The 22,557-nt window shown below is 64.2% G+C and carries 17 protein-coding genes and 2 pseudogenes; 11 read left to right on the forward strand and 8 right to left on the reverse strand.

The window, feature by feature from the left end; genetic code table 11:
* Positions 1-80: 80 nt before the first annotated feature.
* Positions 81-506: pseudogene (locus GIB19_RS28535) on the forward strand (methyl-accepting chemotaxis protein); the annotation flags it as partial.
* 112 nt (positions 507-618) lie between these two features.
* On the opposite strand, the gene cysZ reads toward GIB19_RS28535, so the two are convergent.
* Entirely contained in the window at positions 619-1,347 is a 729-nt protein-coding gene (cysZ, locus tag GIB19_RS22960) for a sulfate transporter CysZ (RefSeq protein ID WP_027594431.1), read from the reverse strand.
* A 329-nt stretch (positions 1,348-1,676) separates the two neighbouring features.
* Between cysZ and trxB the strand changes: the two genes are divergently transcribed.
* A complete protein-coding gene (trxB, locus tag GIB19_RS22965; protein WP_099428332.1) occupies positions 1,677-2,639 on the forward strand; it encodes a thioredoxin-disulfide reductase in 963 nt (320 codons plus the stop codon).
* Positions 2,640-2,820: 181 nt separating this feature from the next.
* On the opposite strand, the gene nadC is transcribed toward trxB, so the two are convergent.
* Entirely contained in the window at positions 2,821-3,669 is an 849-nt protein-coding gene (nadC, locus tag GIB19_RS22970) for a carboxylating nicotinate-nucleotide diphosphorylase (protein WP_027594429.1), read from the reverse strand.
* Positions 3,670-3,910: 241 nt separating this feature from the next.
* Here nadC and GIB19_RS22975 point away from each other — a divergent pair, with 241 nt between their 5' ends.
* From GIB19_RS22975 to GIB19_RS28545, 5 genes and pseudogenes are all read left to right on the forward strand, one after another.
* Entirely contained in the window at positions 3,911-6,085 is a 2,175-nt protein-coding gene (locus GIB19_RS22975; protein WP_274888132.1) for a DUF1631 domain-containing protein, read from the forward strand.
* Between the two features lie 88 nt (positions 6,086-6,173).
* A complete protein-coding gene (gene ampD, locus GIB19_RS22980; protein ID WP_085274092.1) occupies positions 6,174-6,740 on the forward strand; it encodes a 1,6-anhydro-N-acetylmuramyl-L-alanine amidase AmpD in 567 nt (188 codons plus the stop codon).
* The gene (gene ampE, locus GIB19_RS22985; RefSeq protein WP_099428335.1) at positions 6,737-7,567 is read left to right on the forward strand and encodes a regulatory signaling modulator protein AmpE; all 831 of its coding nucleotides are present in this window, start codon (positions 6,737-6,739) and stop codon (positions 7,565-7,567) included. Before ampD ends, ampE begins: the two co-directional genes overlap by 4 nt.
* A gap of 1,168 nt (positions 7,568-8,735) precedes the next feature.
* Positions 8,736-8,939 (forward strand): annotated as a pseudogene (locus GIB19_RS28540) (HAMP domain-containing protein); the annotation flags it as partial.
* A gap of 153 nt (positions 8,940-9,092) precedes the next feature.
* Positions 9,093-9,797: a methyl-accepting chemotaxis protein gene (locus tag GIB19_RS28545; RefSeq protein WP_446731406.1), complete on the forward strand. Its 705-nt coding sequence runs from the start codon at positions 9,093-9,095 to the stop codon at positions 9,795-9,797.
* A gap of 124 nt (positions 9,798-9,921) precedes the next feature.
* Here the strand turns inward: GIB19_RS28545 and GIB19_RS22995 are convergent, their stop codons facing one another.
* Both GIB19_RS22995 and cra read right to left on the reverse strand, forming a co-directional pair.
* On the reverse strand, positions 9,922-10,698 hold the full coding sequence (locus GIB19_RS22995; RefSeq protein ID WP_274888134.1) for a TatD family hydrolase: 777 nt from the start codon (positions 10,696-10,698) through the stop codon (positions 9,922-9,924).
* 2 nt (positions 10,699-10,700) lie between these two features.
* A complete protein-coding gene (gene cra, locus GIB19_RS23000) occupies positions 10,701-11,696 on the reverse strand; it encodes a catabolite repressor/activator (protein WP_027594423.1) in 996 nt (331 codons plus the stop codon).
* A 277-nt stretch (positions 11,697-11,973) separates the two neighbouring features.
* Here cra and ptsP point away from each other — a divergent pair, with 277 nt between their 5' ends.
* From ptsP to GIB19_RS23015, 3 genes are read left to right on the forward strand one after another with little or no spacing between them, the layout of a single operon-like run.
* Positions 11,974-14,826: a phosphoenolpyruvate--protein phosphotransferase gene (gene ptsP / locus GIB19_RS23005; RefSeq protein WP_274888135.1), complete on the forward strand. Its 2,853-nt coding sequence runs from the start codon at positions 11,974-11,976 to the stop codon at positions 14,824-14,826.
* Entirely contained in the window at positions 14,826-15,773 is a 948-nt protein-coding gene (gene pfkB / locus GIB19_RS23010; RefSeq protein WP_099428339.1) for a 1-phosphofructokinase, read from the forward strand. Before ptsP ends, pfkB begins: the two co-directional genes overlap by 1 nt.
* On the forward strand, positions 15,770-17,509 hold the full coding sequence (locus GIB19_RS23015) for a PTS fructose-like transporter subunit IIB (RefSeq protein ID WP_027594420.1): 1,740 nt from the start codon (positions 15,770-15,772) through the stop codon (positions 17,507-17,509). Before pfkB ends, GIB19_RS23015 begins: the two co-directional genes overlap by 4 nt.
* Before the next feature lie 625 nt (positions 17,510-18,134).
* On the opposite strand, the gene GIB19_RS23020 is transcribed toward GIB19_RS23015, so the two are convergent.
* On the reverse strand, positions 18,135-18,356 hold the full coding sequence (locus GIB19_RS23020; RefSeq protein ID WP_027595485.1) for a DUF3820 family protein: 222 nt from the start codon (positions 18,354-18,356) through the stop codon (positions 18,135-18,137).
* 200 nt (positions 18,357-18,556) lie between these two features.
* On the opposite strand from GIB19_RS23020, the gene GIB19_RS23025 reads away from it, so the two are divergent.
* Positions 18,557-19,033: a ferritin-like domain-containing protein gene (locus GIB19_RS23025; RefSeq protein WP_027595486.1), complete on the forward strand. Its 477-nt coding sequence runs from the start codon at positions 18,557-18,559 to the stop codon at positions 19,031-19,033.
* Here the strand turns inward: GIB19_RS23025 and GIB19_RS23030 are convergent.
* The 3 genes from GIB19_RS23030 to GIB19_RS23040 form a co-directional block, all read right to left on the reverse strand.
* Positions 19,030-20,526 (reverse strand): sensor domain-containing diguanylate cyclase, encoded by a 1,497-nt coding sequence (locus GIB19_RS23030; RefSeq protein ID WP_274888138.1) that lies wholly within the window; start codon positions 20,524-20,526, stop codon positions 19,030-19,032. The genes GIB19_RS23025 and GIB19_RS23030 overlap by 4 nt on opposite strands.
* Before the next feature lie 252 nt (positions 20,527-20,778).
* Positions 20,779-22,113: an OprD family porin gene (locus tag GIB19_RS23035; protein ID WP_099428342.1), complete on the reverse strand. Its 1,335-nt coding sequence runs from the start codon at positions 22,111-22,113 to the stop codon at positions 20,779-20,781.
* A 204-nt stretch (positions 22,114-22,317) separates the two neighbouring features.
* Positions 22,318-22,542: a hypothetical protein gene (locus tag GIB19_RS23040; RefSeq protein WP_027595489.1), complete on the reverse strand. Its 225-nt coding sequence runs from the start codon at positions 22,540-22,542 to the stop codon at positions 22,318-22,320.
* Between the last annotated feature and the right edge of the window lie 15 nt (positions 22,543-22,557).

Consider the following 22,557-nt stretch of genomic DNA (forward strand, 5'->3'; position numbering starts at 1 on the left):
CCTTCAACACCTCGCTGAGCACTGACGCCAGCGCGCGCAAGGCCACCGACGTAGTCACGCAGACGGTAAACGTCATGCGTGGCCTGGAGTCGTCGATGCAAGACGCCGCCGAGGGCATTCAGGCGTTGGACACCCAGTCGCGGGTGATCGGCTCGATCATCAAGACCATCAGTGACATTGCCGGGCAGACCAACTTGCTAGCGCTCAACGCTGCCATCGAGGCGGCCCGGGCGGGCGAGCAGGGGCGTGGTTTTGCCGTGGTCGCCGACGAAGTGCGCCAGCTGGCCTCGCGTACCAGCACGGCCACCGAAGAGATTGCCCGGGTGGTGCAGCAGAACGAGCAATTGGCCCAGGCTGCGGTGGCGATCATCGACACCAGCAAGCGCCAGGCCGAGCAGGGGCTGTCGTTGGCCGATGAAACCGGCAACGTGATCGTCGAAATCCAGGAGGGGGCGAAGCGGGTGGTGGATGTAGTGGGGCAGTTTTCCAGCCGATTAGGTCAGTAACGGTAGGAGCAGCCTTGTGCTGCGAAGAGGCCGGTACTAGCCACAGATAGGTATTGTCAGTACTGGCCTCTTCGCAGCGCAAGGCTGCTCCTACACAGGGCTGCGTTTGGATTTAGTCGCGTTCACGCACCCAGAACAACGTAGCCCCCGCCACTGCGGCCGGCATCATCAGTACGTTCACCACCGGCACCATCAGGGCCAGGTAGGTGATGCCGCCAAAGCCCAGCGACTGCCAGCGCTTCTGGCGCAACCAGGCGAGCATGTCCTGCCAGCTCATCTTGTTGTTGTCCGCCGGGTAGTCGATGTACTGGATAGCCATCATCCACACACCAAAGATCAGCCACAGCGGCGCGGCGACCACGTTGACCACCGGGATCAGCGACAGGATGAACAGGCCGATGGCCCGTGGCAGGAAGTAACCCAGCTTGCGCATCTCGCGGCCAAAGGTGCGCGGCACCATGGCCACCAGCTCGGCCCAGCTGAAGGCAGGGAAGTTGTCTTGGCCGCGCACCACCACTTCGACCTTCTCGGCCAGAAAACCGTTGAACGGCGCCGCGATGACGTTGGCCACCAGGGTAAAGGTGAAGAACACCATCAGCACCACCAAGGCGACGAACAGTGGCCACAGAATGTAGGTGAGGAAGCTCAACCAGCTGGGCAGGGTTGGCATCAGGGCGTCGACCCAGACACTGAACTGATGGCCGGCAAAGTAGATCAGGCCACCAAACAGCAGCAGGTTGACCGCCAGGGGCAACAGCACGAACAACCGCAGGTTCGGGCTCAGCACCAGTTTCAGGCCTTCGCGCAGGTACTGGGGGCCAGAGAGGACAGGGGCTTGCATCGAGACACTCCGAACAGAAGGAAAACGCGCTGACCTTACCGAGTTTGTCGCGCCGACGAAAGGCGGGCGATGTGGGCGAAACCGGCTGTAACAAAAGCGCCAGGGCGTTTTTCGTGAATGAAATTGCTGGATAGACGATGCCTATGAGGTGGATTGTCGAAGGATATTTCCTTAATCTTTGCGACCTCGCTACAGTGCGCTCAACTTTTAGGTTTTGGATCGACGCGTTGTAGCCTTCCCCAAGGTTGCGTGGGTCCTTTTTAAATTCCAGCTGGCAACGCCGGCACACCGATGCTGGCCCCGTGCGGCCGGCTCGACAGGAGTTCGACATGTCTGAAGTACGTCATTCGCGCGTCATCATCCTCGGTTCCGGCCCTGCCGGTTACAGCGCCGCAGTCTATGCCGCCCGTGCCAACCTCAAGCCGCTGCTGATCACTGGCATGCAGGCCGGTGGCCAGCTGACCACCACCACCGAAGTCGACAACTGGCCGGGCGACCCCCATGGCCTGACCGGCCCAGCCCTGATGCAGCGCATGCAAGAGCACGCCGAGCGCTTCGAGACCGAGATCGTCTTCGACCACATCAACGCTGTCGACCTGGCCAACAAGCCGTTCACCCTGCAGGGTGACAGTGGCACCTATACCTGCGACGCACTGATCGTTGCCACCGGCGCCAGCGCTCGTTACCTGGGCCTGCCGTCGGAAGAAACCTTCATGGGCAAGGGCGTTTCGGCCTGCGCTACCTGTGACGGCTTCTTCTACCGCAACAAGCCGGTAGCAGTCGTCGGCGGCGGCAACACTGCCGTTGAAGAGGCCCTGTACCTGGCCAACATCGCCAGCAAAGTGACCCTGGTTCACCGCCGCGAAACCTTCCGCGCCGAGAAGATCCTGGTCGACAAGCTGAACGCCCGTGTGGCCGAAGGCAAGATCGAGCTCAAGCTCAATGCCACCCTGGACGAAGTGCTGGGTGACAACATGGGTGTGACCGGTGCGCGCCTGAAGAACAACGATGGCAGCAGCGATGAAATCAAGGTCGACGGCGTGTTCATCGCCATTGGCCACACCCCGAACACCTCGCTGTTCGAAGGCCAGCTGACCCTCAAGGACGGCTACCTGGTGGTCAACGGCGGCCGCGAAGGCAACGCCACTGCCACCAACGTCGAAGGTGTGTTCGCTGCGGGCGACGTGGCCGACCACGTTTACCGTCAGGCGATTACCTCGGCCGGCGCAGGCTGCATGGCCGCACTGGACGTCGAGCGCTACCTGGACGGCCTGGCCAACGCCGCGTTCTGATCCACGCCCGAAAAAAAACCGGCCATCTGGCCGGTTTTTTTATGCCTGAGATTTGCTGCGCCTGTGCGGGCCTCTTCGCGGGTAAACCCGCTCCCACAGGGGGCGCACATTACTCAAGCCTGCGGTGATCCTGTGGGAGCGGGTTTACCCGCGAAGAGGGCGGAACAAGCACCGCGTCCTCTCAGAGGCTCAAACGCATCGACAGGTCTACGGCCTTCACATCCTTGGTCATCGCACCAATGGAGATGTAGTCGACGCCGGTCTCGGCAATTACCCGCAAGGTGCTCTCGTTAACGCCGCCGCTGGCCTCGAGTTTGGCCTTGCCTGCAGTGATGTGCACCGCTTCGCGCATTTCGTCCAGGGTCAGCTCGTCGAGCATGACGATATCCGCACCCGCATTCAGGGCCTGGCGCAGTTCATCCAGGCTCTCCACCTCGATTTCCACCGGCTTGCCAGGGGCGATGCGGTGCGCTGCCGCCACTGCCTCGGCCACGCCACCGCTGGCGGCGATGTGGTTTTCCTTGATCAGGAAGGCATCGTAAAGGCCGATGCGGTGGTTGTCGCAACCGCCACAGGTGACCGCGTATTTCTGCGCCAGGCGCAGGCCGGGAAGGGTCTTGCGGGTGTCTAGCAGGCGCACTTGGGTACCTGCGACCAAGTCGGCCAGAAAGCGTGCGCGCGTGGCGACGCCCGACAGCATCTGCAGGAAGTTGAGCGCGCTGCGCTCACCGCTGAGCAGCGAGCGTGCCGGGCCTTCCAGGTGGAACAGCGGCTGGTTGGCCAGCGCGCGGTCGCCATCGGCCACTTGCCAGTGCACCGCCACCCGCGGGTCGAGCTGGCGGAACACGGCGTCGACCCAGGCGGTGCCAGCGATCACGCAGTCCTCGCGGGTAATGATGGTCGCCTTGGCCAGGCGTTCGGCCGGGATCAACTGCGCGGTGATATCGCCACTGCCGATGTCCTCCAACAGTGCACGGCGCACGTTGGCTTCGATTTCAGCGGTCAGGTCGGCGAGGCGTAGGTTCGGCATGGTCGGCTCCACAAGCTAGATGCCCGCGATTATAGGGCAGGGGAGCGGTGTGTACAGGGCCATGGCCGGTGACCTTTGGTCGGCCCGTCTGAGCATCGGGCCGAATACAGGGTCATTTCCCAGCAAGCGAAACGGCGCTGGCAGCTGTCCGTTTTTTTGCCGATAATAGTGACCAGTATTTGGCGTCATAGCTTTGACGATTCGTTGCCCGTGGGGCAAGCAAGCCTGCAAGGAGTTAGGGATGCATAAAGAAGGCAAGGTGGTGCCCCTGGCGGCAGCCATCGACCGAGGGGCGCGCACGCCTCTGCCTTGCCTTCCGGTATTGCTCCTGCAAGTGCGCGACAAAGCTGCGCTGCAATTGCGCCAAGGCCTCCAGGCCTTGTTCGACAACACCGACGTCACCCTCTTCGAGATGGCCGACAAGGCCGCTGAGCGCTGCGACCAGAACCTGTATTTCGAAGCGATGCGCGACGTGCGCCTGAAGCGCAAGAGCATCGAGCGCGGTTTTCTCGACACCTTCCATCACACCTTCGCCAGCCTCGGCCGGGCAGACCCTCTGGGCGGCCTGGGTGAAGCGCAGGGTTCAGGCAACAAGGCGCAGCGCGAGCGTGCATCCGCCATCGACGGCATGGTCGCGCGAGTGCTCTCGCGAGACGGCCTTGCCCTGCAGCAACTGGGCTTGCGCTTGCAGGCATTGCTCGATCGCCCAGTGGGGGAGCAGCAAAACCCCGTGGGCCCTGCTGCGCTGTGCGGCTATTTCCTCGAAGCGGGCCGCAACCTGGGGGTCGGGCTGCGGGTCAAGCTGATCCTCTTGAAGCTGTTTGAACGCTACGTGTTGCGTGATGTGGAAGTGCTCTACGCAGAGACTAACCAGCTGCTGGCCGCGGCCGGTGTGCTGCCCGAGCTGCAACCTGCGCCGCGTCGGCGCGCCGAGGATCGGTGCCTGAGCGCCGGGCGCCGGCCGTCCAGCCTGGAAGCGCAAGGGGCGCTGGGCGCGGACAGTGCCGGGCAAGCGTATTTTGCTTCACTGCAAACGCTTCTGGCCCCCGCGCGCGGGCAGATCGCGCCGCGTTTGCAGCGGGTAGCCGCTGCCCAGCCGATCAGCACCGCCGACCTGCTGCGCCTGCTTTCGCACCTGCAGCACTATGTGCCCGCCACGCAGGCGGCGGATGACTTCGCGCTTGGCCAACAGCTGGAACAACTGTTGTTGCGCGTCAGTGTGCGCAGTGGCACGCGTCGGCGCATCGCCACGGCCGATGAAGACATGATCAACCTGATCGGCTTGCTGTTCGATTTCATCCACAACGACGACAACTTGCCCGCCAGCCTACGGGCATTGATCGCGCGTTTGCACATCCCGCTGCTCAAGGTCGCGCTGCTCGACAAGGGGTTGTTCAGCCGCGCCAACCACCCGGCCCGGCGCTTGCTCAACGAGATCGCGGGTGCTGCGATCGGTTGGCAGAGCAGCGCCGAAGGGCTGCGCGACAGTTTGCATGTACGGGTGGAGCGTATCGTTCAGCGTCTGCTCAACGACTTCACCGATGACGCCTGCCTGTTCGCCGAACTGCTCGACGAGTTTCTCGCCTTCAGCCAGGACGAGCGGCGCCGCCACGAATTACTCGAACAGCGTACCCGCGACGCCGAAGAGGGCCGGGCGCGAACCCTGCAGGCCCGCCAGCAGGTGCAGCAAGTGCTCAACCAGCGTCTGCGCGGGCGGGTGCTGCCGCACGTGGTGGTGCAGATGCTGGTGCAGGCCTGGAGCCAGGTGCTGCTGCTGGCGTGGCTCAAGCAGGGCGAAGGGTCCGAGGCATGGCGCAACGGCTTGGCCACCCTGGACACGCTGCTCGCCAGTATCGCCCCGCACCATGACTCGCAGGCCTGTCAGCAACTGCTGCAACAGGTGCCCGGCCTGCTCAAGGCCTTGCGCGAAGGCCTGGCTGGCGTGGCGCTGGACTCCACCGCCATCCGTGATTTCTTCCAGCAGCTTGAGCAATTGCACCTGCGCGCTTGCTCGGCGTCCGAAGGGCACAGGGCCGATGACCCGCCCGTGCTGGACGAGGTGCTGGTGGACGAGGACATCGTGCTAGCGCTTGCCGAAGAGCCCGCCTGCGCCCCCCTGCACCTTGTCGACGGCAATGCCTCGGCATTGCGCCAAGTGCAGCGCCTGCGTATCGGCAGCTGGGTCGAGGTGTTCGATGAAGACGACCCATTGCGCTGCAAGCTGGTGGCGCGCATCGACAGCAACGATCGGCTGGTGTTCGCCAATCGCACGGGCATAAAAGTGCGTGAGTGGAACACCGGCAGCCTCGCCCAGGCGCTGCACCGGGGAGAGGTGCGGGTGCTCGATGACGGCGCGCTGTTCGAGCGGGCGCTGGAGTCGGTGCTCGAAGGGCTGCGGCAACAGCAGGTCCATTGAGTCATCATTACAATGATTCACATGCAAACGGCCGCGGACGCAGGGCATACTGCTGCTCTGTACCCGGCGTTTTTTCAGGATCTGCCCCATGCAATTGGACCGTGCCACCGGCTGGTTCCACGGAATCACCCACTGCCCGTCGCCCAACTTCAACGCGCGCCCCGAGGGCGAGTCGATCTCCCTGCTGGTGATTCACAACATCAGCTTGCCGCCGGCGTGTTTCGGCACCGGCAAGGTTCAGGCATTCTTCCAGAACCGCCTGGACGCCCATGAACATCCCTATTTCCAGAGCATCTGCCACCTGACGGTTTCGGCGCACCTGTTCGTCGAGCGCGATGGCGCCGTCACCCAGTTCGTGTCGTTGCTCGACCGCGCCTGGCATGCCGGTGTCTCGTGCTTCGACGGGCGCGAGGGCTGCAACGACTTCTCCATCGGCATCGAACTCGAAGGCACTGACGACCTGCCATACACCGATGCCCAGTACACCACGCTGGCGCAGCTGACCCGGCAGATCCGCGACGCCTGGCCGGTCATCAGCCTTGAACGCATCCAGGGCCACAGCGACATAGCACCGGTGCGCAAAACCGACCCAGGCCCGGCCTTCGACTGGGGCCGCTATCGCCAAACCGTGAAGGATAACGAGGACAACTCATGAGTTTTCTGGTTTTGCTGCTGGCGCTGTGGGTCGAGAAATTCTCGGCACTGCGCCATCGAATACAGCGCGATGGTTTTTTCCTCGGTGAACTGGTGCGCCTGGAGCGCAGCGGCAAGGTGCAGCCGTGGTGGACGTTGGCCATTCTGGTGCTGGCGCCGGTAGCGGTGCTGGCCTTGCTGCTGCATGTGCTGGAGCCCGTCGCCTATGGCCTGCTGGCATTGCCGGTGCACCTGCTGGTGTTGATCTACAGCCTGGGCCGCGGCGATGCAAAAGCGGCGCTGGGGCCGTTTCGCGATGCCTGGCGGCGGGGTGACGATCAGGCCGCCCTGCACGTGGCCGAGCGCGACCTGGGCCTGGTGGCCGACGAGCCTCACAGCCTGCTGGTGCGGGTGCAGGGTTACCTGCTGTGGCAGGCCTACCAGAGCTTCTTCGCCGTGATCTTCTGGTATTTCGTGCTCGGCCCAGGTGCTGCCTTGGCCTATCGCCTGCTGGCGCTGTGCGGCGAGCACAGCAAGCAGCCCGCGCTCAAGGCGCGTGCCGAGCAACTGCGGCACATCATGGATTGGCTGCCGGTGCGGGTGATGGCCTTGAGCTTCGCGCTGGTCGGCAACTTCGTCGCGGTGACCCGCGTGATGCTGCACGAGCTCCTCAACTGGCACATCAGCGCCGGCCACCTGGTGGCCAGGGTTGGGCGCATTGCCGACGATATCCCCGAGGAAGAAGACAGCCAGCGTGGCCTAAGCCGGCTGGACAGCCTTTGGGAATTGCTGCTGCGCTGCGCGGTGCTGTGGTACGCCGGGTTTGCGTTGTGGACGGTGCTGGTCTGACCTCACCGCCGTAACACGCGCCCTGTAGGAGCAGCCTTGTGCTGCGAAGAGGCCAGTAGCACCACCCCTGAATCTTCGGGATGCAACTGGCCTCTTCGCAGCACAAGGCTGCTTCTACCGGGGCTTAACCATAAGTTACAAACCTCCGATTCGATCTGCGGTATACACGTGGCACTGTGCTACCCCGTAGAACAATAAGAATCCAAGGAGGTGCCCCGTGAAGCGTCTGCTTTATCCGGCCATCGCACTGATGAACCGGCTGAGCTTCGGTCAGAAGTTCAGCCTTGTCAGCGTCCTGTTTTTCCTGCCCATGCTGGTCATCAGCGGCTACCTGGTACGCGATGCGTACCAGCAGTTTCAGGCCACCCGCGCCGAGCTGCAGGGCATTGCCCCCCTGCGCGAAAGCCTGGCCCTGCGCGCAGGCTTCGAAGCCTTGGGCAGCCTCCTGCAGATCAATGCCGTGATCGGCCAGTCGGGCCAGGCCGGTGATGTTGAATCGCGTATTGCTGCGTTGCAGGGCAACGTGCAGGAGCATCTCCAGGCACTGCATAGCGACGACCCGCAGCTGGAAGCCAAGCGCGAGGACTTGGCCGATGCCTTTGCCCGCGCCCGCGAAGAGTCCTCGCTGCAGAACAAAACGGCGTTGTTCGACGCCTTGCTCGCCCAGGCCCAGGTGCTGACCCGCCTGGTGGCCAGCCAATCTGGCCTGAGCCAGGACAGCCAAACCTCGGTGCGGCAACTGAACGACCTGCTTGGTGTGGCGACGGCGCAGGTCACCCAGGCCCTGGCGGACGGGCAGGCGATGGGGGCCATTGCCCTTGGGCGTGGCTTCATGGATTCGTCCGGCAGCGCGCGCTTCGAAGATTTGCTGCAGCGCCTCGAGCGCCTGGCCACCGACTACGCACTGCGTTTGGAGGACGCCCTGGGCAGTGACCCCGCGGCCAAAGCGGCCCTGGCCAGCAGCGCCCAGGCCAGCCAGGCGACGGTCAGGCAGGCCGCCGCGTTATTCGAAGCGCAGGTGGTGGTGGCCGAGACTTTGGACGCGCCCTGGCCTGCGTTCTATCAGCAAACCCATGAGCTGATGGGGCACACCTACCGCCTCAACGAGGCCATTCTCATGCACCTGCAGGGGCAACTGCAGGACCGGCTGGGCGAGCAACAGTGGCGCATGATCGGCCTGGTGGCGGTGCTGGCCGGTGTGTTCGCGCTGATTGTGTACCTGTACAGCGGGTTCTACGTCTCGACCCGGGCGACCCTGCGCCAGCTCGGCAAGGCGATGGGCAAGGTCGCCGACGGCGACATGACGGTCAGCTTCCAGGCCCGCAGCCGCGACGAGTTGGGCGAGCTGGGGCAAGGTTTCAGCAACACCGTGCAGCGTATCCGTGGCCTGATCGACCAGGTTGGCCGCACCGTGGTGGCCGTCGAAGAACAGGCCAGCCAAGTGTTGGCGGTGTCAGTGCGGAGCAACCAGGCGGTCAGTGGCCAGCGTGAGCAAATCGAGCAAGTGGCCACGGCCATGAACCAGATGAGCGCCACTGCCCAGGAGGTCGCACGCAGCGCGGCTTTGGCTGCCGATGGCGCGCAACAGGTCAACCAGGAAAGCGCCAGTGGCCGTGGCCTGGTGCAACGCCAGCAAGGCAGCATCGACCGGCTGGCTGCCGAGATCGACCAGAGCGTGGGGGCCATCAATCAGCTAGCCAGTGACAGCCAGGCCATCGGGCGGGTGCTTGAAGTGATCCGCAGCATTGCCGAGCAGACCAACCTGCTGGCACTCAACGCCGCGATCGAGGCAGCGCGCGCCGGGGAGCAAGGCCGAGGCTTCGCGGTGGTCGCCGATGAAGTGCGCACCTTGGCCAGGCGCACCCAGGACTCGACCGCAGAGATCGCACAGATGATCCAGCGCTTGCAGGAGGGGGTCGCAGCTGCGGTCAGCGCCATGGGCAGCAGCCACCAGATGGCCGCTGGCACCGTCGATGAAACGCGCCAGGTGCAGCAGGCGTTGGGCAATATTTTGGGTGCGGTGGGCAGTATCGTCGAGCAGAACCAGCAGATTGCCGCTGCCGTGGAGCAGCAGACCGCCGTGGCGCATGACATCGACCAGAACATCGTGGCGATCAACAGCGCCGCGCAGGACACCACCCAAGGAGCCTGCCAGACCGAGGAGGCTAGCCGGGCATTGTCTGCTCAGGTGGTGGAGTTGAAACGGTTGATTGGGGCGTTCAGGGTTTAATGAGGCTATCTCTGTAGGAGCAGCCTTGTGCTGCGAAGAGGCCGGTTTGGCTGTAGAGAGGCTGTGGCGGTAATGGCCTCTTCGCAGCGCAAGGCTGCTCCAGCGCTAGCGCCGGGGCTGGCAGCTACCAGCCAAATAACTCACAGGCATTCTTGCTGCTGGCGTCAGCCAACACGTCCACCTCTATGCCGATCACCTCAGCCAGCGCTGCGGCAATCTCCGGCAGGTGTTCCGGGCTATTACGCTGCCCGGGGTACATCACCGGGGCCATGTCTGGCGCGTCGGTCTCCAGCACTACGCTTTCCAGCGGCAGCCGGGCAAGGGTCTTGCGCAAGCGCACTGCCTGCGGCCAGGTAGCCGCCCCGCCAAGCCCCAGGCGGAAACCAAGCTTGATGTACTCGCGCGCCTCTTCATAGCTGCCTGCAAAGGCATGGATGACCCCAGCCCGGGCCGGCTTGTAGCGCTTGAGCGTGGCGATCACCTGGGCATGGCTACGGCGCACATGCAGCAAGGCCGGCAGCTCGAACTCGCAGGCCATCTGCAGTTGTGCTTCGAACAGCGCCTGTTGGCGATCTTTGTCCAATGCTTCCAGGTAGTAGTCCAGCCCGAACTCACCCACGGCGCACAGGCGCGGGTCGCCGCGCAGGCGCTCCAGCCAGTCGCGCAGCTGGGCAAGGTGCTCTGGGCGATGCTGGCCCAGGTAAACCGGATGCAAGCCCAGGGCAGCAGCCACACGCGTGTCGGCGCAGGCCAGGTCCCACACCCGCTGGAAATTCGCCTGATACACCCCCAGCACCACCATGCGTTCCACCCCGCGCGCCGCCGCATTGGCCAGCAGGCGCGAGCGGTCGGCGTCGAAGTCGGGGAAGTCCAGGTGGGTGTGGGTGTCGATCAGGCGCATGTTCAGGCCGCTGGGATACGTTGCTTGAAGGTTCGACCGATGGCGTGCACGCCGGGCTCGTAACGCTCTTCCTCGATGGCTGCCAGGGCCAGCTCTAGCGCAGTGGCAGCGATCAGCCCGTGCTGTTGGGCCATGGCGTTGACCGGAAGCGGCAGGAAGTCGAGCAACTGGTTGTCACCGAAGGTGCCCAACTGCAGCTGGCGCGAGTCGGCGGGGCGCGCCTGCAAGGTGTCGAACACGCCCTGCAGCAGCACGTAGGAGGTGGTTACCAGGGCATCCGGCAGGCCACCCTGTTCGTCGATCAGTTGCTGCATCAGGCGCTGACCGCATTCACGGCTGAACGCCTCCCCCTGATAACGGCGCACCTCACCTGCATAGCCTTGCAGGGCTTCGTCGAAGCCGCCGGCACGGGCCTGGCTGACCGAAAGCTCCGGGCGGGCGCCAATCAGGGCGATGCTGCGCGGGGCTGCGCTGAGCAGGCTGGCGGCCAGCTGACGGCTGGCGTCGCGATCATCGCTGATCACCGAGCAGAAGTGTGCGGGGTCCAGGCGACGGTCGATGGCGATCACCGGCAGGCCCTTGTCTTGCAGCTCACGGTAGCTGTCGTCTTCCACAGGCAAGCAGCTGGCGACGAACAGGGCATCGCAACGACGGGCGCGGAATAGTTGCTGCAGTTGGCGCTCGCTGTCCGGCTGGTCATCGCTGCTGGCAATCAGCAACTGGTAGCCACGGGCGCGGGCGCCTTGCTCGAGCTGCTTGGCGATGCGGGCGTAGCTGGGGTTCTCCAGATCCGGGAGAATGAAGCCCAATGTGCGGGTATGTCGGCTGCGCAGGCCGGCGGCTTGCGGGTTGGGCGTGAAGCCATGGGCCTCGACCACTGCGCGCACGCGCTCGACAGTGCTGCTGCTGATGCGCTGCTGTTCGGCCTTGCCATTGATGACGTAGCTGGCAGTGGTCACGGACACACCGGCCAGACGGGCGATATCGCTGAGTTTCACCGAATTTTCCTTGTTATTACCGGGGCTGGCTGCGAGGCCAGACCGGATAGTTTGACCCGGAGCTGCGCTCGCGCGCAGACGACCATTGTCGCAATTGTCCGACAGGATGGGGCTTTTTCCTCGGGAGATTATCGAGTAACGTGGCCGCCTGGTCAGATTAATCGTTTCAGCTGCCAAATTTTCTGCCTCGGCTGCCATCTGCGCAAGGCTGTTCAACTGGCCATTTTCGACAACAATACCTCAGTACCCCACCTGGGTACTGCAAAAGGAGAAGGGCATGCTCGAGCTCGCCACAGGGCAAATAGCCATGGGCCAGAAGGCCGCGGACAAGGCCGAGGCCTTGCGCCTGCTGGCAGATCAGCTGGTGGCCGACGGCCTGGTCGCCGAGGGCTACCTCGCAGGGCTGCAGGCCCGCGAGGCACAAGGCTCGACCTTCCTCGGGCAGGGCATTGCCATCCCGCATGGCACGCCGCAGACCCGCGACCTGGTCCACACCACCGGTGTGCGCTTGCTGCAGTTCCCCGAAGGCGTGGACTGGGGCGATGGCCAAAGGGTCTACCTGGCGATCGGCATCGCCGCCCGTTCCGATGAGCACCTGCGCCTGCTGCAATTGCTGACCCGTGCCCTGGGCGAGACCGACCTGGCCGAGGCGCTGCGCCGGGCCAGCTCTGCCGAAGCCTTGCTCAAACTGTTGCAAGGCGCGCCACAGGCGTTGGCGTTGGATGCGCAACTGGTTGGCTTGAACCTGCCGGCCGAAGATTTCGACGAGCTGGCCTGGCGTGGTGCGCGCCTGCTGCAGCGCGCCGGTTGCGTCGACAATGGCTTTGCCGCCGTGCTGCAGCAGGCCGAGCCTTTGCCACTGGGCGAGGGCCTGTGGTGGCTGCACAGCGAGCGCCAGGTGCGCCAGCCGGGCCTGGCATTCATCACCCCGCAGCAACCGCTGCGCTATCGCGATCAGCCGCTCAACGGTCTGTTCTGCCTGGCCAGCCTCGGCGCCGCTCATCAGGCTTTGCTCGAGCGCTTGTGCGAAGTGCTGATCGAAGGGCGCGGGCAGATGCTCTACCAGGCTACCAGCAGCCGTGCGGTGCTGCAGGTGCTGGGCGGTGAGGCGCCGGCGGATTGGCCCAGCGCGCGCATCGTGTTGGCCAACCCCCATGGTTTGCATGCCCGCCCGGCCAAGGTGCTGGCGCAACTGGCCAAAGGCTTCGAGGGCGAAATCCGTGTGCGGCTGACCGACAGCGCGCAGCCAGCGGTGTCGGTCAAGAGCCTTAGCAAGCTGCTGAGCCTCGGCGCCCGCCGTGGCCAGGAGCTGGAACTGATTGCCGAACCGGCCATCGCCGCCGATGCCTTGCCAGCGCTGCTGGCGGCCATCGAAGCGGGCTTGGGCGAGGACGTCGAGCCGCTGCCACAAAGCTCCGCACCGCTAGCCAGCCTGCCGCTCGAAGTGCTTCAGGCACCCGCCGCAGGCAGCCGGATCCAGGGTGTAGGCGCGGCGCCTGGGATTGCCAGTGGCCCGGCGCACGTCTGCGTCGAGCGCGACATCGATTACCCCCTGCGCGGCGAATCCCTCGCCCAGGAACGGGCCAAGCTGCGCGAGGCCTTGGCAACGGTGAATAGCGAGCTGCACAACTTGGTGCAGCGCAGCGACAAGGCCATCGGCGAGATCTTCGTCACCCACCAAGAGATGCTCGCCGACCCGGCGTTGGCCGACGATGTCGAGCAGCGCCTGGCCCAGGGCGAAAGCGCCCCGGCGGCGTGGATGGCCGTGATCGAGGCGGCAGCCCGGCAGCAAGAGTCGCTGCATGACGCCTTGCTCGCCGAACGGGCCGCTGACCTGCGCGACATCGGCCGGCGCGTGCTGGCCCAGTTGTGCGGCGTGCAGGCGCAGGTCGAGCCCGAACAGCCCTATGTGCTGGTGATGACCGAGGTCGGCCCTTCCGATGTGGCCAGGCTGGACCCGAGCCGGGTCGCCGGTATTGTCACCGCCCAAGGCGGCGCGACGGCTCACAGCGCCATTGTCGCCCGCGCCCTGGGCATTCCGGCAGTGGTCGGCGCCGGTGCGGCGATTCTGCTGCTCGAGGCCGGCACGCCATTGCTGCTCGATGGGCAACGCGGTGTGGTCAGTGTTGCGCCAGCGGCCGCCGAGCTGCAGCGTGCCCTGGCCGAGCGCGACCAGCGCGAACAGCGCTTGCAGGCAGCCTGGGCCCATCGCCATGAACCGGCAGTCACCCGCGATGGCCATGCGGTCGAGGTTTTCGCCAACATCGGTGAAAGCAGCGGTATCGACAAGGTGGTGGAGCAGGGCGCGGAAGGTGTCGGGCTGCTGCGCACCGAACTGATTTTCATGGCCCACCCCCAGGCACCCGACGTCGCCACCCAAGAGGCCGAGTACCGCCGCGTGCTCGATGGCCTGGGTGGGCGGCCCCTGGTGGTGCGCACCCTGGATGTCGGCGGCGACAAGCCGCTGCCGTACTGGCCGATCGCTGCCGAAGACAACCCCTTCCTCGGCGTGCGCGGCGTGCGTTTGACGTTGCAGCGCCCGCAGGTCATGGAAGACCAGTTGCGCGCCTTGCTGCGCGCCGCTGACCAGCGCCCGCTGCGGATCATGTTCCCGATGGTCGGCCAGGTGCACGAGTGGCGTGAAGCGCGGGCCATGGTCGAGCGCCTGCGTGAGGAAATCCCTGTGGCCGACCTGCAACTGGGGATCATGGTCGAAGTGCCCTCGGCAGCCCTGCTGGCGCCGCAGTTGGCCCGCGAAGTGGACTTCTTCAGCATCGGCACCAACGACCTGACCCAATACACCCTGGCCATCGACCGTGGCCACCCGAGCCTGTCGGCCCAGGCCGACGGCCTGCACCCGGCCGTATTGAGCCTGATCGACATGACCGTGCGCGCTGCCCATGCCGAAGGCAAGTGGGTGGGCGTGTGCGGTGAGCTGGCCGCCGACCCGCAGGCGGTGGCCGTGCTGCTTGGCCTGGATGTTGACGAGTTGAGCGTCGCCGCCCGCAGCATTGCCGAAGTCAAAGCCCTGGTTCGCCAGGCCGATCACCAAACGGCCCGCGCCCTGGCGCGCGAAGCCTTGCAACAAGACAGCGCCGCGGCGGTTCGCGCGCTGGTGGAGCGTTACTGATGGCCAAGATCCTCACCCTTACCCTGAACCCGGCGCTGGACATCACCATCAGCCTCGATACCTTGCGACCGGGGCACGTCAACCGCAGCCAGGCCCAGCACAGCGATGCGGCGGGCAAAGGGCTGAACGTTGCCCAGGTCTTGGCCGACCTTGGCCACAACGTCACCGTGGGCGGCTTTCTTGGGCAGGACAACCTGCAGCCGTTCGAGGCCTTGATCGCCTGGCGCGGCTTTGCCGATTGCTTTGTCCGCGTGCCGGGCGAAACGCGCAGCAACATCAAGCTGGTCGAAGCTGACGGCCGCGTGACCGATATCAACGGCCAGGGGCCAGAAGTCGATGAAGCCGCCCGTACCGCGTTGCTGCGGCGGCTGGAACAGATCGCCCCTGGGCATGACGCGGTAGTGGTGGCCGGCAGCCTGCCACGGGGTATCAGCCCCGAATGGTTCCGCCAGTTGCTCGAGCAACTCAAAGCCCAGGGCCTCAAGGTCGCCCTCGACAGCAGCGGCGAAGCCTTGCGCGTCGGCCTGCAAAGTGCGCCTTGGCTGGTCAAGCCCAACACCGAGGAATTGGGCGAGGTGCTGGGCCTGGCCGTACAAACCCCAGCGCAGCAACGCGCGGCTGCTGAGCGGCTGCTGGCCAGCGGTATCGAGCATGTGGTGGTGTCGGCCGGCGAGCACGGCGTCAGCTGGTTCGCCCGCGACCTCGCCCTGCATGCCCAGCCGCCCACGGTGCGGGTGGCCAGCACCGTGGGTGCGGGGGATTCGCTGGTGGCTGGCATGGTCGACGGCCTGTTGCGTGGGGAGGCGCCCGCGCAGACCTTGAGCCGCGCTACCGCCATTGCCGCCCAGGCCGTGACCCAGGTCGGCTTTGGCATACGTGACCGCGAGCAACTGGCACGCCTTGAAGCCGGCGTGCAACTGACAGAACAACAAGAGGGTTGCCGATGAACATTGCTATTGTCACCGCCTGCCCCAACGGCCAGGTGTCCAGTGTGCTGAGCGCGCGCTTGCTGGCGGCAGCTGCGCAGCGCCGCGGCTGGAGCACCCGTGTCGAGGTACAGGACGCCGAGCACCCCGAGCGGCAACTGACGGCAGCCCAGCTCGCCGAGGCCGATTGGGTACTGGTAGTAAGCACCGGGCCAATCGACCTGGCCCGCTTCGTCGGCAAGCGCGTGTACCAGAGCACGCCGTCCCAGGCCCTGGCCGACCGTGAGGGGTTCCTCGACGAGGCGGCGGCCAACGCCCAGCTGTTGGCGGATACGCCCGACAGCCCGGCAGCGTTGAGTGGCGCTGGCGTGCGGATTGTCGCCGTCACGGCGTGCCCGACCGGCGTCGCGCACACGTTCATGGCTGCCGAAGCCTTGCAGCAGGCCGCGCAGCAGCAGGGCTATCAACTCACCGTGGAGACCCAGGGCTCGGTGGGGGCACGCAACCCGCTGTCCGCCCAAGCCATCGCCGAAGCCGACGTGGTGCTGCTGGCCGCCGACATCGAAGTGCCCACCGCACGGTTTGCCGGCAAGCGCATTTACCGCTGCGGCACCGGCATCGCCCTCAAGCAGGCACGCGCCACCCTGGACAAGGCCCTGGCTGAAGGCAAGGTCGAGAACGCTGCAGATGCCGCGGCGGCCTCCGCTTCCGGCAAGGGTGAAAAGACCGGCGTGTACAAGCACCTGCTCACCGGGGTGTCGTTCATGTTGCCAATGGTGGTGGCGGGTGGCCTGCTGATCGCCTTGTCGTTCGTGTTCGGCATTGAGGCCTACAAAGAGCCGGGCACCTTGCCGGCAGCGTTGATGCAGATCGGCGGCGAGGCGGCGTTCAAACTGATGGTGCCGCTGTTGGCCGGTTACATCGCCTGGTCCATCGCCGACCGCCCGGGCCTGGCGCCCGGCATGATCGGTGGGTTGCTGGCCAGCACCCTGGGCGCGGGCTTCATCGGCGGCATCATCGCCGGTTTTCTCGCCGGCTACAGCGCCAAGGCCATTGCCCGCTGGGCACGCTTGCCGAGCAGCCTCGAGGCGCTCAAGCCGATCCTGATCATTCCGCTGTTGGCCAGCTTGTTCACGGGCCTGGTGATGATCTACGTGGTTGGCCAGCCGGTGGCGGCCATGCTCGAAGGGCTGACGCAGTTCCTCGACAGCATGGGCACCACCAATGCCATCCTGCTGGGGTTGGTGCTCGGCGGCATGATGTGCGTCGACCTGGGCGGCCCGATCAACAAGGCCGCCTACGCCTTCTCGGTGGGCCTGCTGGCCTCATCGAGCTATGCCCCCATGGCGGCGACCATGGCTGCTGGCATGGTGCCGCCCATCGGCCTGGGCATTGCCAGCTTCCTCGCCCGGCGCAAGTTCGCCCAGAGTGAGCGCGAGGCGGGCAAGGCCGCGTTGGCACTGGGGCTGTGCTTCATCTCTGAAGGTGCCATCCCGTTTGCCGCCAAGGACCCGCTACGGGTGATCCCGGCGAGTGTCGCCGGGGGTGCCTTGACCGGTGCACTGTCGATGTACTTCGGCTGCAAGCTGATGGCGCCGCACGGTGGCCTGTTCGTGCTGCTGATCCCCAATGCCATCAACCATGCGTTGCTGTACCTGCTGGCGATCGTCGCCGGCAGCTTGCTGACGGCCGTGGTGTATGCGGTGATCAAGAAGAGCGAGCAAGTGGAACTGGCCGTCGCGCCGGTGAAAGGCTAGCCCCACCCAGCCGCGGACTGCGTAGGAGCAGCCTTGTGCTGCGAAGAGGCCATCACTGCCTAACAAAATGTTCAGCCATACCGGCCCTTTCGCAGCACAAGGCTGCTCCTACAGGTCAAGCACAAGCCTGAAGTCAGCATTGAACCAGCAAAAAGCCGACCCTGAGGTCGGCTGGCGACCGTATCTGTAGGAGCAGCCTTGTGCTGCGAAGAGGCCATCACCGCCTAAAAAATTGTTCAGCCATACCTGCCCTTTCGCAGCACAAGGCTGCTCCTACAGGTCAAGCACGAGCCTGAGGTCAGCATTGAACCAGCAAAAGCCGACCCTGAGGTCGGCTGGCGACCGTATCTGTAGGAGCAGCCTTGTGCTGCGAAGAGGCCATCACCGCCTACCAAAATGTTCAGCCATACCGGCCCTTTCGCAGCACAAGGCTGCTCCTACAGGTCAAGCACGAGCCTGAAGTCAGCATTGAACCAGCAAAAAGCCGACCCTGAGGTCGGCTGGCCACCGTATCTGTAGGAGCAGCCTTGTGCTGCGAAGAGGCCATCACTGCCTACCAAAATGTTCAGCCATACCGGCCCTTTCGCAGCACAAGGCTGCTCCTTCAGAACACAATGAGGCGCTATTAGCGCCGATGCTTTTGCCGCAACGGCTCTAGCAAGTCCATCAGCCCGTTGTGATCGACTTCATGCATCAACGCCAATAACCCGCCCAGCTCCCCGGCCGGGAAGCCTTTGCGCGCGAACCAGGCCAGGTAGTCACCCGGCAGGTCGGCGATGATCCGGCCTTGGTATTTGCCAAAGGGCATGGTCCGGGTGACCAGCAGTTCGAGGGTTTCCGGTTTCATCGACACACCTGGCAGTCCAAAAGCGCCGACCATACTGCAATCTGCACGAAGGCCCAAGCGGCAATCATGCAGAACGCCGCTTCGAGTGCATTCTTCTAATTATTTAACTTATTGATTTATAACGATTTATTTTTCTGTCTAAGGTTGGCACGAACGCTGCTCCATTACAGATGACTATCACCTGCCAAGGAGTTCGTGAAATGAGCAACCCCAACAAAGACGTAATTGATGTGCTCAACGACCTGATCGAATACAGCAAGGATGGCGAAAAAGGCTTCAAGTCGTCGGCCGATGACGTCAAGAACCCAGAGCTGAAAGCCTTCTTCGTGCAGCGCGCCGGTGAGTGCGCCAATGCCGCCGGTGAACTGCAAAGCGAAGTGCGCCGTCTGGGTGGCGACCCTGAGACTTCCACCAGCATCAGCGGCGACCTGCACCGTGGTTGGGTCAACCTCAAGGCGATGGTCACCGGCAAGGATGAAGAGGCCGTGCTGAACGAAGTCGAGCGGGGCGAGGACCATGCCCTGAAAGCCTACAAGGAAGCCCGCGAGAAACTGGTCAAACTGGGCCGTACCGCCAGCGATCAGAGCTACACCCTGGTGGAAAAACAACTGCAAGGCGTGCAACGTAACCACGACCAGGTGAAAGCGCTGCGTAACGCCGCCCGCGCCCGCTCCTAGTCGCCAGGCCCTTCTACCCGGTTACGGCCGTTGGCCTTGGCCCGGTAGAGCGCCTCATCCGCAGCCCCCAGCACGCTCGCCAGATCGTGCTGGGGGTTTGCTTCGTACAGGCCGATGCCGATGCTGACCGTGACGGCACGGGTGTCATTGGCAAACGGCGCCAGGGCCGCGACGCTGGCCCGAATGCGCTCGGCCAGCAGCGTGGCGCCGGCCAGATCGGTTTCTGGCAATATCACCTGAAATTCCTCCCCGCCATAGCGTGCCGCCAGGTCCGCCGGGCGCCTGATGCACCCCTCGATGCACTTCGCCACTTCGCGTAAGGCATGGTCGCCACCCGCGTGGCCGTGGCGCTGGTTGAACGCCTTGAAATGGTCCACATCCACCATCAGCACGGCCAACGGCTTGTGGTTGCGCTGCGCGCGTGCCCACTCCTGGCGCAGCACCTGGTCCAGCCGGCGGCGGTTGGCCAGGCCGGTCAGGCTGTCGGTGGCGGCCAGGGTGGCCAGGCCTTGTTCGGCCTCGTGGCGGCGGCGCAGCTCGCGGCCCAGCAGCAAGGTTAGCCAGAGGATGCCGATGCACAGCACGCCGGTGGCCACGCTGACCAGAATCGCGGTGCGCCGCCACGACTGGAACACCTCGTCGGCCGAGTGCACCACCAACACGATCAGCGGCAGGTCGGCGACTCGGGCGAAGGTGTACATGCGCGAGGTGCCGTGGGTGGCAGAGGGGGCTGTGAAGCTGCCACTGCGTTCGCCAAGAATGCGCTTGAAATTGGGCCGCTCGGCATAATTGGTGCCGATCAGCGGGTCTTGCGGACGGGTCGGCTGGCGGGCCAGCAACTGGCCGTCGGTATTGAACAGGTTGATGCTGCTGTCATCGCCGATGTCCAGGCGCTTGAACAGTTCGCTGAAGTACGAGAGGCGCAGGGCCCCCGCTGCCAGGCCGGCGAATTCGCCGTCAGGGCCAGGAATGCGCCGGCTGAAACTGATGCACCAGTCCAGGTCGCCCAGCTTGGCCTTGAACGGCGGGCCGACCAGCAGGCCGAGGTTGGCGTTGTGTTGATGGGCCTTGAACACACCGGTGTCGGCGAAGTTGGCCTGACGCGGTATGGCGCTGGTGGAATCGCCCACCACGTTACCTTGCTTGTCGAGCCAGAGTACGTCACCGCGTTTGCGGTCGACGAAGGCTTCATTGAACAACAGGCGCTGGCGCAACACGCCAGGCACTTCAGGCAGCTCCTTGCGCCCGACTGCCCAGATCAGCCCTTGCAACGACTGATCGTAGAGTTCGGCATTGCGCAGGATATCGCTTTCGATCAGCTGGACGATGTTGTTGGAAGAACGGATGGCCGACAGCTCGACGCTGTCGCGCTCACGGGCCAGCAGGTAGCTGACGATGGCCACGATGGCGAGCACGGCGAGGCAACTGCCCAGGTTGAGGATCAGCTCGGGGTGCGACCTGTAGAGTGCGAAACGCGGTGATCGGGTGAGCATGCTCGCTACTGCTGAGGCAGGGCCATTCGCGGCGGCGACATTCTAGGGAAGAGGGGATTGTCGGACAAGATTTGTCCGACGGAATCGCGTGGTGGTGCAGAGAACAGTGGTCGCAAGCCTGCCTTCAATCCGGTGGGAACGGGCTTGCCCCGCGAATGGCCTCATGCGGTGCCTGGCACCGGCTGCGCCGGTGTTCGCGGGGCAAGCCCGCTCCCACTGGGTCTGCGCTAAGTCAATGAAACTAGGAGCGGGTCAGAACACGTTCAGCGGGTAGTCAACGATCACGCGCAGTTCATCGTTGTCACTGCTGCTGTCGATCGACGCATAACCCTGGCTGCCACGGTGTGCGGCATAGCGCACCAGCACCGAAAGGTCCTTGAAGTCGCCTTCCTGGAACACGTACTTCACGTCCAGGTCACGCTCCCAGTGCATGGCGTTCTTGCCATCGGCGCGGTAGTAGTCGTAGTGCGTGTTGCCCTGATCAGCCTTGGTCAGGTCTGCCTCGCCACGCGAATACGACAGCGTCGTGCTCAGGCCGGGGACGCCCAGGCCGGCGAAGTCATAGCCGTACTGCAGCTTCCACGAACGCTCGTTGGGGGCGTTGAAGTCCGAGTACATGCGCGAGTTGTCCAGGTACACGCTGTCGCCCAGGTTGATGTAGTCGAACGGTGTATCGCCGTTGACCCGCTGGTAGGCGGCCGTGACGCTGTGGAAGCCGGCGTTGACGGTGAAATGCACGCTGTAGGTGTTGTTGTCGATCTTGCCAAGCAGGGCCTGGCCGGTTTCCTGGGTGTGATAGAAGTGCACGCCCGGGTTGAGGCTGACCAGGTCGTTGACCACGTAGGTGTAGTCAAAATCAGCGTAGTACTGGTTCCAGATGTCCTTCAGCTCGGCAGCGTAAAGGTTGGCGGTGATGTTTTCCGTGCCGCTCCAGGACGCGCCCGCCCAGTTCAGGTGCTTGCTCTTGTCATGTTCGTCCAGCGAGCCGTAATAGGTGTCGATGCGGCGGTGGCCGCTCTGGTTGTACGGCTTGGTGAAGCTGACTTGGCCGCCTTCGAGCAGCAGGCCGTCGACACTGGTGTTGGTCAGGCTTACACCGCGGAAGGTCTGCGGCAGCATGCGGGTTTCGCCGCCAGCGATCACTGGGTTGGTGAGGAACAGGTCACCGGCTTTGAGCTCGGTGTCAAAGGCTTTGAGCTTGAGCGCTGCGCCTGCGGTAGAGAACGAATGCGGGGCCGCGCCCAGTTCGCCGTCGTCCTTCACATGCGTCGGCAGAATGCTGGTGCCGGCATGGCCGCCACCGCCGTCGAGCTTGAGGCCCAGCATGGCATGGGCGTCCACGCCAACGCCGATCACGCCCGGGGTATAGCCGGACTCGAAGCGTGCAACCGCGCCCTGGCCCCACTCGCGGGTGTCGCGCACGCCGGCGTTGTGGTTGTCGCGGTTGAAATAGGCATTACGAAAATGCAGGTTGAACGAAGAACCTTCGATGAAGCCATCAGCCTTGTCTTCATCTGCCTGGGCGGCGGTGGGAATCGTTGCAGTCAATGCAATGAACAGCGGGGTAAAACGAAACGCGGAAGGCACCGGTACTAGCTCCTTTGGTCTGACGGTGGGGCAGTTTTTATTTTTGAATGTGCAACTTTTTTATTAGGGACGTTACAGCGGGGCTGATAGTTAAAGCACATAAAAAAAGCCGCTGATTGGCAGCGGCTTTAAAAGGCTAACATATCGGCACCAGCGGTGCCCATGGCGTAGCCAAGGGAAATCGGGAGCAGGTACAACGGTCGATCAGCTATCGGCATTAACGTCGCTGGATACTTTGGAAGCTGTCTGGTTTGCGTCTTTTACGGCATCGGTCTGCTGTGCGGCTACGGCTTCGCGGGCTTCTTGATGGACCGCGGCGAGCTCGGCATTACGGGCGACGAAAGCGGGGGATTCTTCGGCCATGGCCAGGGGCGACAACAACAGGGAAGACAGGACGAAGACGCTGGCAATACCCATACTGTTGGACATTTGAAACTACCTTCT

Origin of the sequence: Pseudomonas sp. ITEM 17296, assembly GCF_028895205.1 — a bacterium.
GTDB lineage: Bacteria > Pseudomonadota > Gammaproteobacteria > Pseudomonadales > Pseudomonadaceae > Aquipseudomonas > Aquipseudomonas kermanshahensis.

Excerpts from the sequence above, each read along its gene's own strand:
- cysZ (WP_027594431.1), bottom strand. The coding sequence starts at position 1,347 with ATGCAAGCCCCTGTCCTCTCTGGCCCCCAGTACCTGCGCGAAGGCCTG.
- trxB (WP_099428332.1), top strand. The coding sequence starts at position 1,677 with ATGTCTGAAGTACGTCATTCGCGCGTCATCATCCTCGGTTCCGGCCCT.
- nadC (WP_027594429.1), bottom strand. The coding sequence starts at position 3,669 with ATGCCGAACCTACGCCTCGCCGACCTGACCGCTGAAATCGAAGCCAAC.
- GIB19_RS22975 (WP_274888132.1), top strand. The coding sequence starts at position 3,911 with ATGCATAAAGAAGGCAAGGTGGTGCCCCTGGCGGCAGCCATCGACCGA.
- ampD (WP_085274092.1), top strand. The coding sequence starts at position 6,174 with ATGCAATTGGACCGTGCCACCGGCTGGTTCCACGGAATCACCCACTGC.
- ampE (WP_099428335.1), top strand. The coding sequence starts at position 6,737 with ATGAGTTTTCTGGTTTTGCTGCTGGCGCTGTGGGTCGAGAAATTCTCG.
- GIB19_RS28545 (WP_446731406.1), top strand. The coding sequence starts at position 9,093 with ATGAGCGCCACTGCCCAGGAGGTCGCACGCAGCGCGGCTTTGGCTGCC.
- GIB19_RS22995 (WP_274888134.1), bottom strand. The coding sequence starts at position 10,698 with ATGCGCCTGATCGACACCCACACCCACCTGGACTTCCCCGACTTCGAC.
- ptsP (WP_274888135.1), top strand. The coding sequence starts at position 11,974 with ATGCTCGAGCTCGCCACAGGGCAAATAGCCATGGGCCAGAAGGCCGCG.
- pfkB (WP_099428339.1), top strand. The coding sequence starts at position 14,826 with ATGGCCAAGATCCTCACCCTTACCCTGAACCCGGCGCTGGACATCACC.
- GIB19_RS23015 (WP_027594420.1), top strand. The coding sequence starts at position 15,770 with ATGAACATTGCTATTGTCACCGCCTGCCCCAACGGCCAGGTGTCCAGT.
- GIB19_RS23020 (WP_027595485.1), bottom strand. The coding sequence starts at position 18,356 with ATGAAACCGGAAACCCTCGAACTGCTGGTCACCCGGACCATGCCCTTT.
- GIB19_RS23025 (WP_027595486.1), top strand. The coding sequence starts at position 18,557 with ATGAGCAACCCCAACAAAGACGTAATTGATGTGCTCAACGACCTGATC.
- GIB19_RS23030 (WP_274888138.1), bottom strand. The coding sequence starts at position 20,526 with ATGCTCACCCGATCACCGCGTTTCGCACTCTACAGGTCGCACCCCGAG.
- GIB19_RS23040 (WP_027595489.1), bottom strand. The coding sequence starts at position 22,542 with ATGTCCAACAGTATGGGTATTGCCAGCGTCTTCGTCCTGTCTTCCCTG.